The sequence below is a fragment of the Prevotella bivia DSM 20514 genome (assembly GCF_000262545.1).
Taxonomy (GTDB): Bacteria; Bacteroidota; Bacteroidia; order Bacteroidales; family Bacteroidaceae; genus Prevotella; species Prevotella bivia.
Genome location: NZ_JH660660.1, coordinates 510,355 through 525,864, shown reverse-complemented (window position 1 = coordinate 525,864; position 15,510 = coordinate 510,355). Strand labels below are relative to the sequence as shown.

At 42.9% G+C, this 15,510-nt stretch carries 8 protein-coding genes and 1 pseudogene; all 9 read left to right on the top strand.

Going from position 1 to position 15,510, the window contains the following annotated elements; all coding sequences use genetic code 11:
- Positions 1 to 81 precede the first annotated feature (81 nt).
- Positions 82 to 1,752: a group II intron reverse transcriptase/maturase gene (ltrA, locus tag PREBIDRAFT_RS04570; RefSeq protein WP_004339342.1), complete on the top strand. Its 1,671-nt coding sequence runs from the start codon at positions 82 to 84 to the stop codon at positions 1,750 to 1,752.
- Between the two features lie 103 nt (positions 1,753 to 1,855).
- Positions 1,856 to 3,019, top strand: a pseudogene (locus tag PREBIDRAFT_RS04565) (DNA methylase); the annotation flags it as partial.
- A 657-nt stretch (positions 3,020 to 3,676) separates the two neighbouring features.
- Positions 3,677 to 5,602, top strand: coding sequence for a tetracycline resistance ribosomal protection protein Tet(Q) (gene tet(Q), locus PREBIDRAFT_RS04560; protein WP_004291466.1), 1,926 nt, complete (start codon positions 3,677 to 3,679; stop codon positions 5,600 to 5,602).
- The gene (locus PREBIDRAFT_RS04555) at positions 5,602 to 7,920 is read left to right on the top strand and encodes a hybrid sensor histidine kinase/response regulator (protein ID WP_004291467.1); all 2,319 of its coding nucleotides are present in this window, start codon (positions 5,602 to 5,604) and stop codon (positions 7,918 to 7,920) included. The genes tet(Q) and PREBIDRAFT_RS04555 overlap by 1 nt, the downstream gene beginning before the upstream one ends.
- Positions 7,913 to 9,235, top strand: a complete 1,323-nt coding sequence (locus PREBIDRAFT_RS04550) for a sigma-54-dependent transcriptional regulator (protein WP_004291471.1) — start codon at positions 7,913 to 7,915, stop codon at positions 9,233 to 9,235. Before PREBIDRAFT_RS04555 ends, PREBIDRAFT_RS04550 begins: the two co-directional genes overlap by 8 nt.
- A gap of 279 nt (positions 9,236 to 9,514) precedes the next feature.
- The gene (locus PREBIDRAFT_RS04545) at positions 9,515 to 9,937 is read left to right on the top strand and encodes a dihydrofolate reductase family protein (RefSeq protein ID WP_004291474.1); all 423 of its coding nucleotides are present in this window, start codon (positions 9,515 to 9,517) and stop codon (positions 9,935 to 9,937) included.
- A 238-nt stretch (positions 9,938 to 10,175) separates the two neighbouring features.
- Complete coding sequence (locus PREBIDRAFT_RS04540) at positions 10,176 to 10,781, top strand: RteC domain-containing protein (RefSeq protein ID WP_004304269.1); 606 nt, start codon at positions 10,176 to 10,178, stop codon at positions 10,779 to 10,781.
- A gap of 301 nt (positions 10,782 to 11,082) precedes the next feature.
- Positions 11,083 to 12,213, top strand: coding sequence for an ATP-binding protein (locus PREBIDRAFT_RS04535; RefSeq protein WP_004291480.1), 1,131 nt, complete (start codon positions 11,083 to 11,085; stop codon positions 12,211 to 12,213).
- Between the two features lie 16 nt (positions 12,214 to 12,229).
- On the top strand, positions 12,230 to 15,484 hold the full coding sequence (locus PREBIDRAFT_RS04530) for a P-loop NTPase fold protein (RefSeq protein ID WP_004291481.1): 3,255 nt from the start codon (positions 12,230 to 12,232) through the stop codon (positions 15,482 to 15,484).
- The last annotated feature ends 26 nt before the right edge of the window (positions 15,485 to 15,510 follow it).

The following is a 15,510-nucleotide window of genomic DNA, read 5'->3' as shown; positions in this document are numbered from 1 at the left end:
TCGGGAGGCAAGATACCCGACTGTTGTCTAATGGTAATTCTTTACAATTAACTTTTAGAACTTTCAAAAGAAGGAATGCAAATGAACGAAAACAAAACATCGTGTGCACCTGCTGACAATCAGCTGACACTTTGGGACAGCATAGACTGGACCAAGGCAGAGTTGGCTGTCAGAAAGCTACAAGCACGTATTGTAAAGGCTCAAAAGGACGGCAGACACAATAAGGTGAAAGCCTTACAGTGGACGTTGACCCACTCTTTTTACGCAAAAGCCTTAGCCGTAAAGAGAGTAACTTCTAACGGAGGTGGCAACACCCCTGGGGTTGACATGGAGACATGGGATAAACCCGAAACAAAAATGCAAGCAATAAACGACCTCAGACGCAGAGGCTATCAGCCGAAGCCCCTGAGAAGAGTTCACATCAAAAAGAGCAATGGCAAACTGCGCCCATTGGGAATACCGACAATGAAAGACAGAGCCATGCAAGCACTCTACCTCATGGCATTGGAACCAGTGTCCGAAACTACAGCCGATACTCGTTCATACGGGTTCCGCAAGGAACGCCGCTGTATGGACGCTGTAATGCAATGCCATAATATTCTCCGAAAAGGCTATTCTCCCGAATGGATTTTGGAGGGTGACATCAAAGGATGCTTCGACCATATCAGCCACGAATGGCTACTCGCCAACATCCCTATGGACAAGGCGATGCTCCGCAAATGGTTGAAATGCGGCTATATCTTCAACAAACAGATGTTCCCGACGGAGGAGGGTACACCACAAGGAGGTATAATCTCCCCGACGCTTGCCAATATGGCATTGGATGGATTGCAGAAAGTTCTCGCAGAGAGGTATAAAAGAAGAACCATAAAAGGGAAACATTATTCCCCCATGGTGAATTTGGTACGCTATGCCGATGATTTTATCATCACCTGCGAGAACAGGGAAACGCTTGAGAACGAAATCAAACCATTGGTTGCCGAATTCATGGCTGAAAGAGGTTTAACCTTATCAGAAGAAAAGACTGTGATAACCAATGTCCGTGACGGGTTCGATTTTCTCGGTTTCAACATCCGCAAATACGGCAATGAAATATTGACCAAGCCGACCAAGAAAGCCGAAAAACGCTTTATGGAGAATATTCGTAAGGTGATAAAAGGCAACAAGGGTTGCAGGCAGGAGTCCTTAATCAGAATGTTGAATGCTAAAATCCGAGGATGGGGAGCATACTATCAGCATGGTGCAACGCGTGATTCCTTTCACAGAATTGACCATCAGATATTCCTCTCCCTATGGCAATGGGCTAAACGTCGCCACTCCAAGAAAGGAAAGCGATGGATTAAAGACCGCTATTGGCATAATATCCGAGGTAACAGTTGGACTTTTGCAGCCAAGTTCAAGAAATCAAATGGAAAGGAAGACCAACTAACACTGTTGACTTTGACTTCCTCGTTCCCCTTTCTGCAATATACGCAGATAAAAGGAGATATGAATCCGTTTGACGTGGACTGTCGTTTATACTTCAACCAAAGAATGAAGTCGAAAATGCTTGTTTCACTGAAAGGGCGTAAGTCTTTGCTTCACCTATGGGAAAAGCAGGGTAGAAAATGTCCAATATGTGGTGAGCCGATAAACACGCACAAGGCATGGAATGTGATGCCTACCGTCCAAAACGGACGAAAATGCAACCTATTGGTTCATGACGAATGTTTCAAATTATCCCGCAAATCCAATGACAACAACAAGAAGTAATATGAGCCGGTCTCTATATAAGAATAGGGATTTAGAAAAGCTTGAGCCGTATGAGAGGAAACTCTCAAGTACGGTTCTTAGGGGGGAAGAGGGCAGTAATGCCCTTGACCTACCCGATCGACCGTCCGACTTGCAACAGCGTGACGGACGCGGAGTTAGGGCAGGTAATGAGATTGCCAAACATTTCGCCGGGAACAACGTGGATGTAATCATCTACGCGGTGGAGAAGTCACTGGACAGCTACAAGTTCAACCTCCTGCACTGCAAGCAGACTTTCATAAGCCAGCTCAAAAGCGGTGCGATGGGTGCGCGTACCATCGACGAGGGGGCAATGGACGAAAAATCGGGCATGAATTTCTCGGAATACATGGCGTTGCTCTCCGGCAATACCGACCTGTTGGACAAGGCGAAACTGGAAAAGCGGATCGCATCGCTCGAAGGGGAACGCAAGTCGTTCAACAAGGGCAAGCGTGATTCGGAGTTCAAGCTGGAGTCAAAGACCGGCGAGTTGCGCAACAACACGGCTTTCATAGATGCCATGACGGAGGACTGGAACCGCTTCCTGTCGGTGGTGCAGACCGACAAGGAGGGCAACCGCCTTAATATAATAAAGGTGGACGGAGTGGATTCCGCCGATGAGAAGGTCATCGGAAAGCGTTTGCAGGAGATAGCCAAGAATGCCACGACCGGAGGGTTGTACACGCAGGTCGGTGAACTTTACGGTTTTCCGATAAAGGTGGTGAGCGAAAGGATACTCAAAGAGGGATTGGAGTTCACCGACAACCGCTTCGTGGTCGAGGGGAACTACAAGTACACCTACAACAACGGGCATCTGGCGATGGCTGACCCGTTGGCCGCCGCCCGCAACTTCCTCAACGCGATGGAGAGGATACCCTCCATCATCGACCAGTACAAGGCGAAGAACGAGGTGCTGGAGATGGAGATACCGCAGTTACAGGAGATAGCGGGTAAGGTGTGGAAGAAGGAGGACGAGCTGAAGCAGTTGAAGTCCGAACTTGCCGCCCTTGACCGAAAAATTCAGCTGGAGCTTGCGCCACCCACGCCCGAAGTCGCAGAAAAGGAGAATGAAGGGCAACAGCTCAAGCCGGAAGCGGAAGATGTGAGGAACAGGCAGGCGCAATATCCCGAAAATGCACCGCCGCAGATACGCAGTCCGGCGGATAGTATCGTTGCCAACCATGTCATAATCGGGCGTCCGGGACTGTATGCCAAGGAGGAAACCCGGTCCAAAGGATTGAAAATATAACCTAAGGAATTTTATCTGAAGTATTAATAAGGGCTATCCCAAAAGGTCTAAAAGTAAATTTTATCCTTTCTGCAAGTATCTATAGGATGGCAACTGCATTTTTTTCTTTTTGGGCAGCCCTTATTAAAATTTATTCTTATTTTAGGTTATATACATTCATGTCCATTTATGTAAAAAATTCCTGCTGACCTTGTTTATGTCTTGTCAGTCACCATTTGCAAAACCATATTTGACCCTCAAAGAGGCTGAATTTGATAAGTAACTTGCTACATACTCATAATAAGGAGCTAAATAGAACACGAATGGGAAATACACAAATGCTAAACTAAAGAAGATATTGGCCAAAATAAACGCTATACCGAGAGAGAAACTTGATTTTTCAACTTCCTAAAACGGTGTTGTTCAAACATTTCTACTTATTTGTACTTGCCAGTTGAACCTACGCTTCCCTAATAAAATGTCTATGGTAAAAAGTTAAAAAATCCTCCCACTTTTGTTAGATATATTTTTTTGTGTAATTTTGTAATCGTTATGCGGCAGTAATAATATACATATTAATACGAGTTAGTAATCCTGTAGTTCTCATATGCTACGAGGAGGTATTAAAAGGTGCGTTTCGACAATGCATCTACTGTAGTATATTATTGCTTAATCCAAATGAATATTATAAATTTAGGAATTCTTGCTCACATTGATGCAGGAAAAACTTCCGTAACCGAGAATCTGCTGTTTGCCAGTGGAGCAACGGAAAAGTGCGGCCGTGTGGATAATGGTGACACCATAACGGACTCTATGGATATAGAGAAACGTAGAGGAATTACTGTCCGGGCTTCTACGACATCTATTATCTGGAATGGAGTGAAATGCAATATCATTGACACTCCGGGACACATGGATTTTATTGCGGAAGTGGAGCGGACATTCAAAATGCTTGATGGAGCAGTCCTCATCTTATCCGCAAAGGAAGGCATACAAGCGCAGACAAAGTTGCTGTTCAGTACTTTACAAAAGCTGCAAATCCCGACAATTATATTTATCAATAAGATTGACCGTGCCGGTGTGAATTTGGAGCGTTTGTATATGGATATAAAAACAAATCTGTCGCAAGATGTCCTGTTTATGCAAACTGTTGTCGATGGATCGGTTTATCCGGTTTGCTCCCAAACATATATAAAGGAAGAATACAAAGAATTTGTATGCAACCATGACGACGATATATTAGAACGATATTTGGCGGATAGCGAAATTTCACCGGCTGATTATTGGAATACGATAATCGCTCTTGTGGCAAAAGCCAAAGTCTATCCGGTGCTACATGGATCAGCAATGTTCAATATCGGTATCAATGAGTTGTTGGACGCCATTTCTTCTTTTATACTTCCTCCGGCATCAGTCTCAAACAGACTTTCAGCTTATCTCTATAAGATAGAGCATGACCCCAAAGGGCATAAAAGAAGTTTTCTTAAAATAATTGACGGAAGTCTGAGACTTCGAGACGTTGTAAGAATCAACGATTCGGAAAAATTCATCAAGATTAAAAATCTAAAGACTATTTATCAGGGCAGAGAGATAAATGTTGATGAAGTGGGTGCCAATGATATCGCGATTGTAGAAGATATAGAAGATTTTCGAATCGGAGATTATTTAGGTGCTAAACCTTGTTTGATTCAAGGATTATCTCATCAGCATCCCGCTCTCAAATCCTCCGTCCGGCCAAATAAGCCCGAAGAGAGAAGCAAGGTGATATCCGCTCTGAATACATTGTGGATTGAAGACCCGTCTTTGTCCTTTTCCATAAACTCATATAGTGATGAATTGGAAATCTCGTTATATGGTTTGACCCAAAAGGAAATCATACAGACATTGCTGGAAGAACGATTTTCCGTAAAGGTCCATTTTGATGAGATCAAGACTATCTACAAAGAACGACCTATAAAAAAGGTCAATAAGATTATTCAGATCGAAGTACCACCCAACCCTTACTGGGCCACAATAGGGCTGACTCTTGAACCCTTACCGTTAGGGGCAGGGTTGCAAATCGAAAGTGACATCTCCTATGGTTATCTGAACCATTCTTTTCAAAATGCCGTTTTTGAAGGGATTCGTATGTCTTGCCAATCTGGTTTACATGGATGGGAAGTGACAGATCTGAAAGTAACTTTTACTCAAGCCGAGTATTATAGCCCGGTAAGTACACCTGCTGATTTCAGACAGCTGACCCCTTATGTCTTCAGGCTGGCTTTGCAACAGTCAGGTGTGGACATTCTCGAACCGATGCTCTGTTTTGAGTTGCAGATACCCCAAGTAGCGAGTTCCAAAGCTATTACAGATTTGCAAAAACTGATGTCTGAGATTGAAGACATCAGTTGTAATAATGAGTGGTGTCATATTAAAGGGAAAGTTCCATTAAATACAAGTAAAGACTATGCCTCAGAAGTAAGTTCGTACACTAAGGGCTTAGGCATTTTTATGGTTAAGCCATGTGGGTATCAAATAACAAAAGACGGTTATTCTGATAATATCCGCATGAACGAAAAAGATAAACTTTTATTCATGTTCCAAAAATCAATGTCATTAAAATAATGGAGCGGTCAGGAAATTTCTATAAGGCAATACGGTTGGGATATATACTTATCTCCATTCTTATCGGATGTATGGCATATAATAGCCTCTATGAATGGCAGGAGATAGAAGCATTAGAACTTGGCAATAAAAAAATAGACGAGCTCCGAAAAGAAATAAACAATATCAATATTCAAATGATAAAATTTTCTCTATTGGGTGAAACAATACTGGAATGGAACGATAAAGATATCGAGCATTACCATGCACGGCGTATGGCAATGGACAGTATGCTCTGCCGTTTCAAGGCCACCTATCCAGCAGAGCGCATCGATAGTGTGCGCAGTCTTTTAGAGGATAAGGAACGACAGATGTTCCAGATAGTCCGGTTAATGGATGAACAACAATCTATTAACAAGAAGATAGCCAATCAAATTCCGGTTATTGTACAGAAAAGTGTGCAGGAACAGTCCAAAAAGCCAAAACGAAAAGGTTTCTTAGGCATATTCGGCAAAAAAAAGGAAGTAACTCCAGCAGTATCAACCACTATCCTTCATTCGGTCAATAGAAACGTAATCAGCGAACAGAAAGTGCAGGATCGCCAATTGTCGGAACAAGCCGACAGCCTTGCAGCTCGTAATGCAGAACTTAACAGACAACTGCAAGAATTGATTTGCCAAATAGAAGAAAAGGTACAAACCGAACTGCAAAGCCGGGAAAACGAAATAGTTGCCATGCGTGAAAAGTCATTTATGCAAGTAGGCGGTTTAATGGGATTCGTTCTTCTATTGTTGTTAATTTCCTACATCATCATACATCGTGATGCAAAAAGCATTAAACAATACAAGCACAAGACAACTGATTTGATAAGGCAACTGGAACAATCCGTACAACGGAACGAGGCACTGATAACGTCAAGGAAGAAGGCGGTACATACTATCACCCATGAACTGCGCACACCGCTGACAGCAATAACAGGCTATGCCGGACTGATACGGAAAGAACAGTGTGAGGATAAGTCCGGGCAGTATATCCAAAACATACTGCAATCCTCCGACCGTATGCGGGATATGCTTAACACTTTGCTTGACTTCTTCCGCCTGGACAACGGCAAGGAACAGCCCCGTCTGTCACCCTGCCGGATTTCAGCAATCACGCACACACTTGAAACGGAGTTCATGCCTGTTGCCGTGAACAAAGGGCTGTCCTTGTCCGTGAAGACTGGACACGATGCCATTGTATTGACCGACAAAGAGCGAATAATACAAATCGGGAATAACCTGCTGTCAAACGCTGTCAAGTTCACAGAAGAAGGCGGTGTTTCTTTGATTACTGAATATGATAATGGAGTTCTGACACTGGTCGTTGAAGATACAGGTACAGGCATGACAGAAGAGGAACAGAAACAAGCGTTCGGTGCGTTTGAACGTCTATCAAATGCCGCCGCAAAGGAGGGTTTCGGGCTTGGGCTTGCCATAATGCGTAATATTGTGTCGATGCTTGGCGGAACAATCCGTTTAGACAGCAAGAAAGGGAAAGGCAGTCGTTTCACAGTTGAAATTTCTATGCAGGAAGCTGAAGAACAGCTTGGATATACAAGCAATACACCTGTTTATCATAACAATAAATTCCATGATGTTGTCGCCATTGACAATGATGAGGTATTACTTCTGATGCTGAAAGAGATGTATTCCCAAGAAGGAATACACTGCGACACTTGCACCGATGCTGCGGCACTGATGGAAATGATACGCCAGAAAGAATACAGCCTGTTGCTGACAGACTTGAATATGCCCGATATAAACGGTTTCGAATTGCTGGAACTGTTGCGTTCGTCCAACGTGGGCAATTCACCAACAATCCCGGTGGTTGTGGCAACCGCTTCGGGCAGTTGTAACAAAGGGGAACTATTGGCAAAAGGCTTTGCCGGATGCCTGTTCAAACCGTTCTCCATATCGGAACTGATGGAGGTTTCCGACAGGTGTGCCATAAAAGCGACACCGGACGGGAAACCGGACTTTTCCGCCTTATTGTCCTATGGCAATGAAGCCGTCATGCTGGAAAAGTTGATAACTGAAACAGAAAAGGAAATGCAGGCGGTACGGGATGCAGCAAAAGAAAAAGACCTGCAAAAGCTGGATTCCCTGATCCACCACCTGCGCAGTTCGTGGGAGGTGCTCCGTGCCGACCAACCGCTGAATGTACTTTACGGATTGCTTCGTGGCGATGCTCTCCCGGATGGTGAAGCGTTAAGCCATGCCGTGACTGCCGTGCTGGATAAGGGAGTGGAAATAATACGGTTGGCAGAAGAGGAAAGGAGAAAATACGAAGATGAATAAGACAAAAATAATTGTGGTGGAAGACAACATCGTGTATTGCGAATATGTCTGCAATATGCTGTCACGGGAGGGCTACCGCAATATGAAGGCTTACCACCTCTCAACCGCGAAGAAACATCTGCAACAGGCAACAGATAATGATATCGTGGTTGCCGACCTGCGTCTGCCTGACGGCAGTGGCATAGACCTTTTGTGCTGGATGCGAAAGGAGGGAAAGATGCAGCCCTTCATCATTATGACCGACTACGCCGAAGTTAATACCGCCGTGGAAAGCATGAAACTCGGCTCGATAGACTATATTCCCAAACAGCTTGTGGAGGATAAACTTGTCCCCCTGATCCGTTCCATACTGAAAGAACGTCAGGCAGGACAACGCCGTATGCCTATATTCGCCCGTGAAGGTTCCGCCTTTCAGAAAATCATGCACCGCATAAGGCTGGTAGCCGCCACCGATATGAGCGTGATGATATTTGGTGAGAACGGCACGGGCAAGGAGCATATTGCCCACCTGTTGCATGACAAGAGCAAACGTGCAGGCAAGCCATTTGTGGCGGTGGACTGCGGTTCACTCTCCAAAGAGCTTGCACCGTCGGCTTTCTTCGGACACGTCAAAGGTGCATTTACAGGTGCGGACAATGCCAAGAAAGGATATTTCCATGAGGCGGAAGGCGGCACGTTGTTTCTGGACGAGGTAGGAAACCTCGCGTTGGAAACCCAACAGATGTTGCTCCGTGCCATACAGGAGAGGCGGTATCGCCCGGTCGGAGACAAGGCAGACCGGAATTTCAATGTCCGCATCATCGCTGCTACCAATGAAGATTTGGAGGTATCGGTGAATGAAAAGCGTTTTCGGCAGGATCTTCTGTACCGCCTGCACGACTTCGGGATAACCGTTCCTCCGTTGCGTGACTGTCAAGAAGACATTATGCCGCTGGCAGAGTTCTTCCGTGATATGGCAAACAGAGAGCTGGAGTGTAGCGTGAGCGGGTTCAGTTCCGAAGCACGTAAAGCGTTGCTGACACACGCATGGCCAGGCAACGTGCGGGAACTTCGGCAGAAAGTTATGGGTGCTGTATTGCAGGCGCAGGAAGGTGTTGTCATGAAAGAGCATCTGGAACTTGCCGTGACGAAACCGACCTCTACTGTCAGCTTCGCCTTGCGCAATGACGCGGAGGATAAGGAGCGGATATTGCGTGCGTTGAAACAGGCAAACGGCAACCGGAGTGTCGCCGCAGAACTGCTCGGCATAGGCAGGACAACACTATACAGCAAACTTGAAGAGTATGGACTTAAATATAAATTCAAGCAATCATAGCCCGTAATTCACTGAATTTGGCTATCTTTGCATAACATTTGAGAAAAACGGCGATTGGCAGGAGCTTTTCGCCGCCAACATATAGGATAAGACCGCAAGGCGTTTCAAGCGAAAATCTGGTAAATTGGAACTACGGAGACGATTGCGTGATGCTTATGCTATGCTTACGCATAGCGTGCATTCACGTACTCTCCGTAAAGGCTTTACCAGAGCCATCGCTTGAAGGTAGTGTGAATTGCACGCTACTTTTTTACCCTTGCCTAACGAAAGGAAACGATTATGGGTAAAGTTCAGATTCTCGCCGTACTGACGATGGACGGATGTCTTTCTTCAGAGTTATATGATAAAGCACATCAGGATTTGTGCCTTGACCGTTGCGGTCTTGATGAAATCAGGAAGAAAGCCTTTTACCGTGTGACACCGGACTATTCCATTTCAATGCTGCACGAATGGAGAAAAGACTGCACAAACATCCGTTACCTCGCGGAAGCCACACCGGACACGGCAGACTATATAAACGGACTGCTGCGGATGCACGCTGTGGATGAAATCATACTATACACCGTTCCTTTCATATCCGGAAGCGGACGACATTTTTTTAAGTCGGCTCTGCCAGAGCAACACTGGACGCTTTCCTCTTTGAAAAGCTATCCCAACGGTGTATGTCGCATTATCTATATCCTTGATAAAAAAGCAAGATAGCCAAAATGTGCGGCAAGCATACATTTCTATTTTCAGGAATAGAATAAATGTTCCGATTACAAACAATTTAAGTCGGAGATAATTTGTCCTTGTGAAAAAATACTGAATTTTATACCTCTGAAATCCAGCACTTTGTAAAATTGAGTGTTGGATTTTTTATTTTCTGCCGCGTTTTTTGCCAATTATATTCATGTGCGCACGCAGAAAACAAAGTGTAATTTTCAAAATTGACAGAACCATGAATTATTTCTTGCTGGCGGAAACCGACTTTTTCCGCCTGATAAACGAAGCCGGCGACTGCAATATGGAAACGGCATACACGGCTTTCGCCACCCAAGTGATCGAACTGTGCAACGGCGGCATGGACATGAACCTTACCGTCATCGCGCTTGCCTACATCGAAATCGAGTTGCAGCACCATCCCGTACGTAATCTGTCAGAAGAAAAAAGAGAGATTGCCGCCTACGTCAGCAAGGCTCTGTCTTTCGTAAGAAAGATGCAGAAATTCCTTGCCACGCCCCAAGTGCCACCACTAATATCCGCCAACAACGCAACAGAAACCACCGCCAGCCTTCTTCAATGGACGGGCAATGCCATCGACCTCGTGGAACTTATCTACGGCATAGACGTGATGGGCTGCATCAACAACGGCAATATGCCGCTCAAACAGCTCGCCCCACTTCTCTATAAGATATTCGGGGTTGATTCTAAAGACTGCTACCGCTTCTACACTGATATCAAACGCCGGAAGAACGAAAGCCGCACCTATTTCATTGACAGGATGCAGGAAAAACTGAACGAGAGAATGTTGCGTGATGAGGAGTTGGAGCGGATGAGAAAATAAAAAAATATCCATTACATATGAGAAGACAGGAATACTCGTATCCTGTCTTTTTATTTTCATTTAATTATATATTAATTAGCACAATATATGTGAGTTTTTCATTCCTATAAGGACAAATTTCAGAAACGTATGTCTGGTAAATTATTGAGTCATCATAGTATGAACATATATCATTACTAAAAACAATGAAACAACTTCCATAAGATTGTGGTTGTAAAAATCGCCATTTAATAGCCCGTTTTTTTTGTAAAATTCGCCAATTAAAAAAATATGATTATCTTTGCATTATATTTTATAAGGTATGGAAACAGTAAATAGAATACTTCAAGAGAAGATTACAGCACGAATCGCGCCCAATAAAGCAGTACTGATTTTTGGTGCTCGCCGTGTTGGTAAAACGGTAATGATGCGTAAAATTGTGGACAACTATTCAGGTAGGACGATGATGCTCAACGGCGAAGACTACGACACATTAGCACTATTGGAGAATCGCTCAATAGCCAATTATCGGCATTTATTGGATGGTATTGATTTGCTGGCTATTGATGAGGCACAGAACATACCACAAATCGGTAGTATTCTGAAGTTGATAGTTGATGAAATACCGGGAATAAGTGTCTTGGCAAGTGGTTCTTCGTCATTCGATTTGCTGAATAAGACTGGTGAACCGTTGGTCGGCCGCAGTACGCAATTTCTCCTTACACCATTCTCGCAACGGGAAATCGCACAGACGGAAACGGCACTTGAAACCCGCCAGAACCTCGAAGCGCGCTTGATTTACGGTTCCTATCCCGAAGTAGTAATGATGGAGAACTATGAACGTAAAACAGACTACCTACGTGATATTGTCGGTGCATACCTGCTTAAAGATATCTTAGCAATTGACGGCTTAAAAAATTCGAGCAAGATGCGCGATCTACTGCGATTGATAGCTTTTCAGTTGGGCAGCGAAGTTTCTTACGAAGAGTTAGGTAAACAACTCGGCATGAGCAAGACGACCGTTGAAAAATACCTCGACCTATTGGAAAAGGTCTTCGTTATCTATCGTCTGGGGGCTTATTCGCGTAACCTACGCAAGGAGGTTACAAAAGCTGGCAAGTGGTACTTCTACGACAACGGCATTCGCAATGCCATTATCGGGGCTTTCTCACCGCTGGCCATTCGGCAGGATGTCGGTGCGCTGTGGGAGAACTACATCATCGGAGAGCGGCGCAAAGCGAACTTCAATGAGGGACTGCACAGGGAGTTCTATTTCTGGCGCACCTACGACAAACAGGAAATCGACCTGATTGAGGAGAGTGCCGACAGTCTTACCGCCTTGGAGTTCAAGTGGGGAAATAAAATGCCGGCCGCACCGAAAGCCTTCCAAGAAGCCTATCCCTATGCCGAGTTTCATGTGGTAAATCGGGAGAATTATTTGGAGTTCGTATAATCAATAAATTACGTATATGGAAACAAAACTACAATCCAAACAGCAATATCCGCGGTTTATCCAAAATAAACCGTGTGGTATTGACAAATTCGATGGAGGTTCGCAAGAAAGGTTGGCAAAAACTATTGCTCGCCATTTTTGTCAGAATGATTCATTGGATGAGGAATGTACTTTACCTCGAATTATCGGCATCGAAGGTATTTGGGGATCTGGAAAATCCAACGTGGTTAAAATGTTGGAACGTGAATTATCAGACGACTATTACTTTTTTGAGTATGACGCATGGGGACATCAAGAGGACTTGCAACGCCGCTCTATATTGGAATTGCTTACAAGCAAACTTATTGATGATGGTATCCTATCTGGAAATGCAACAATAAAAGTCAAAGGTGGAGGTACGAAAACCGTATCATGGTCTGAAAAGCTGAAATATTTATTAGCCCGTAAAACGGAGACCGTAACCGAAAAATATCCCCTTATCAGTAATGGTATGGTTGCGGCATTTTTGGTTGCAGTTTTAACTCCGATATTTACATTTATTGCGTATGCAGTAAAACCTACACCCACAACATGGTGGTTTTCTTTATTGTCTATTATCATAGCTGCACTGCCAGTTCTTATTGCATTGTGCGTTTGGAAATGGGCATATAGCAAAGATCATAAATATGGATGGAGTTATATGTTAGCTATTTATCAAGATAAAGTCGAAAAGGACGTTTGCTATGAGACTTTGAGCGAAGACGAACCAACGGTTTACGAGTTCAAAACATGGATGCAAGACATTTCTGATTTTATCAAGGAAAAAGGACAACGTAAATTAGTCCTTGTTTTTGACAACATGGATCGTCTCCCCGCTGAAAAAGTAAAAGAATTATGGTCTTCTATCCATACGTTCTTCGCCGATAGCGGTTTTGAAAATGTTTGGGCTGTTATTCCTTTCGATGAAACACATTTAGCTTGTGCATTCGGAGATGAGACCGACGAACAAACGAAACAACTGACCAAGTATTTTATCAATAAAACTTTCCCTATTGTTTATCGTGTTGCTCCTCCTGTTATTACCGACTATCGAAGTATATTCAACAAACTGTTTGTTGAAGCATTTGGAGAAACAGAAAATGAAGCGAAAGAAACTATAAATCGGATATTCAGATTGGTAAATCCTAATGCCAATGTTAGGGAAATTATATCATATATCAATGAGATGGTCGCTCTTAAACAAGAGTGGTGTAACGAAATTTTGATGATAAACATAGCATTGTTCTGTTTGAAGAAGACGGATATTCTGGCAAATCCAGTAGAACAAATATTGTCCGGCGACTATCTGAATGGCATTCAAACAATAATTAACAATGATCTGCAAACACAACGCGAAATTGCAGCTTTGGTATATGGTGTCGATGTTGAAGATGCTCGACAAATTCCATTGAAAAAATATATTGAAGGCTGCATCAACGGAGAAGAAGACCACGACATAAATCAATATGCAGAGACTAATAAACAATTTGACACTGTATTAGAAGAAGTTATACAATGTATGGACAATGCGCTTATCGATAAGATTATACATTGTTTGCATAAATTAACTCGAAAGAGCGATGTTATTCTGCGTGTATGGCAAAGAATAGCACAATTGAAATTAAAAGAATCCATAGAGAAGCAGGTGTTCCCTGTCGAATACCAAGAACTGCTGTTGCATTTAGACACGGAAAGCCAAAACCATGTGATTGCTCAATTATATAAGAAGATAGTTCGGTTCAATGACTTCAATGGCGGCGACTATTTCAAAACGTTAGATGCAATAGACAGGTTTATTGCGCAAAATAAGTTGGCGTGCGATTTTACGTCATTGATTGAAGCAAAAACAGTCAAGCCAAATACATTTATCGATTATATTCAAGCTGCAAATGCAACAGATGCTGCCTATCGGGATAACGCGACAACTAAAGCATATAAATATTATCAAGTAGCAACAAATTCGGAGGCGCTCGATAATTATTTGGCAAACTTACTACCCGATAATTTCGACCATGCAGATATTGTAAAAACGTTAAAAGATAATTCTACCTATACGTTTCCAACGCTTTTGCAAGCGATCACGAATTGCATTGATGAACAGAATGTAAATAAAGATAATATAGGGGCTATATTTACAACCTATCGTTTATTGGCATCTGACGAAGAAAGACCTTTACCTGTAACGTTAGATTCAACCTACATAAATCAGTTGCATTCTGAATTAGAAACTGATGGCCGAAACATTAAAGAGTCTGGATATTACGATTTAGTCGCCATGCAATTGGCACATGGTCATTCCGTTTCCTTAATAGAGGGTGGAGATATAAAATATGTTGCAGAACTCATGGACTATTATGTGGATCATGGAGACTTATTAGTAAATAGTGTGGGATGGAATATACCGCTATTAAATGAAACACTACAATACATGGTAAATCATAAACTTGGCTATAAATTATTGCTCTCAGACATATTGCCCCAATTTGAAGATATTAAGAACAGAATAGGTGTAACGGATGAGGTATTTATCGAGCATTTAGCAGAGTGGAATACCGATTTGGATAAGTATATCACTAAGAACAATATTAAAGATGTAATTCCTGACGCATCTTTTTACGATTTGACCACTAAAATAAGCAATGTCCTGACCGATCATATCAATAAAATAGCGTTCGAAGCGTTGTCTGAAATAAGTGTTGATACATTATACGCCCAAAGAACAGCACATACATCATATTATTGGTTTGTCGCAATAAAACATTTACTGGCTAAAATCAAATCCTTGCCAGATAACTTGACTGAATTTGGCAAAAAGATTCTGATGGATATTGCTTCTGGAACTCAAAGTTTGAATCCTTTCCCTAATTGTTTCAAGAATATAGTTGAAAGATTGGATAAACGAAAAATTAAATCGACAGTTACCGATATAAGAAATGATTTCTGCATCGGTAAAAAGACTATCAATGCAATAAAGTTTCAATTTTTCGAAACATGGCTTAGATCGCATGGTAATTTGAAAAGTCAAGCTGGAGACGTTATTGATAAAATAGTGAAACCTGTAATTTCCGATGGGGCATGCCGTTCATTGATTCTGCAAAACAAAGATTTTTATATGGATTTAATAAATACAGCAGGGGATGATGCTTATGAATTGAAAAAGAGTCTCCGAAACCTCATACAAAAAGATTCAGATCCGCAATTGGTTAAATTTGTCAATTCGATAGATTCAGTACCTGAGGTTGAAACCGCGTAAGTATTTGTCTAACAAGTCCGAATTTT

Excerpts from the sequence above, each read along its gene's own strand:
- PREBIDRAFT_RS04555 (WP_004291467.1), top strand. The coding sequence starts at position 5,602 with ATGGAGCGGTCAGGAAATTTCTATAAGGCAATACGGTTGGGATATATA.
- PREBIDRAFT_RS04545 (WP_004291474.1), top strand. The coding sequence starts at position 9,515 with ATGGGTAAAGTTCAGATTCTCGCCGTACTGACGATGGACGGATGTCTT.
- ltrA (WP_004339342.1), top strand. The coding sequence starts at position 82 with ATGAACGAAAACAAAACATCGTGTGCACCTGCTGACAATCAGCTGACA.
- PREBIDRAFT_RS04550 (WP_004291471.1), top strand. The coding sequence starts at position 7,913 with ATGAATAAGACAAAAATAATTGTGGTGGAAGACAACATCGTGTATTGC.
- PREBIDRAFT_RS04535 (WP_004291480.1), top strand. The coding sequence starts at position 11,083 with ATGGAAACAGTAAATAGAATACTTCAAGAGAAGATTACAGCACGAATC.
- PREBIDRAFT_RS04540 (WP_004304269.1), top strand. The coding sequence starts at position 10,176 with ATGAATTATTTCTTGCTGGCGGAAACCGACTTTTTCCGCCTGATAAAC.
- PREBIDRAFT_RS04530 (WP_004291481.1), top strand. The coding sequence starts at position 12,230 with ATGGAAACAAAACTACAATCCAAACAGCAATATCCGCGGTTTATCCAA.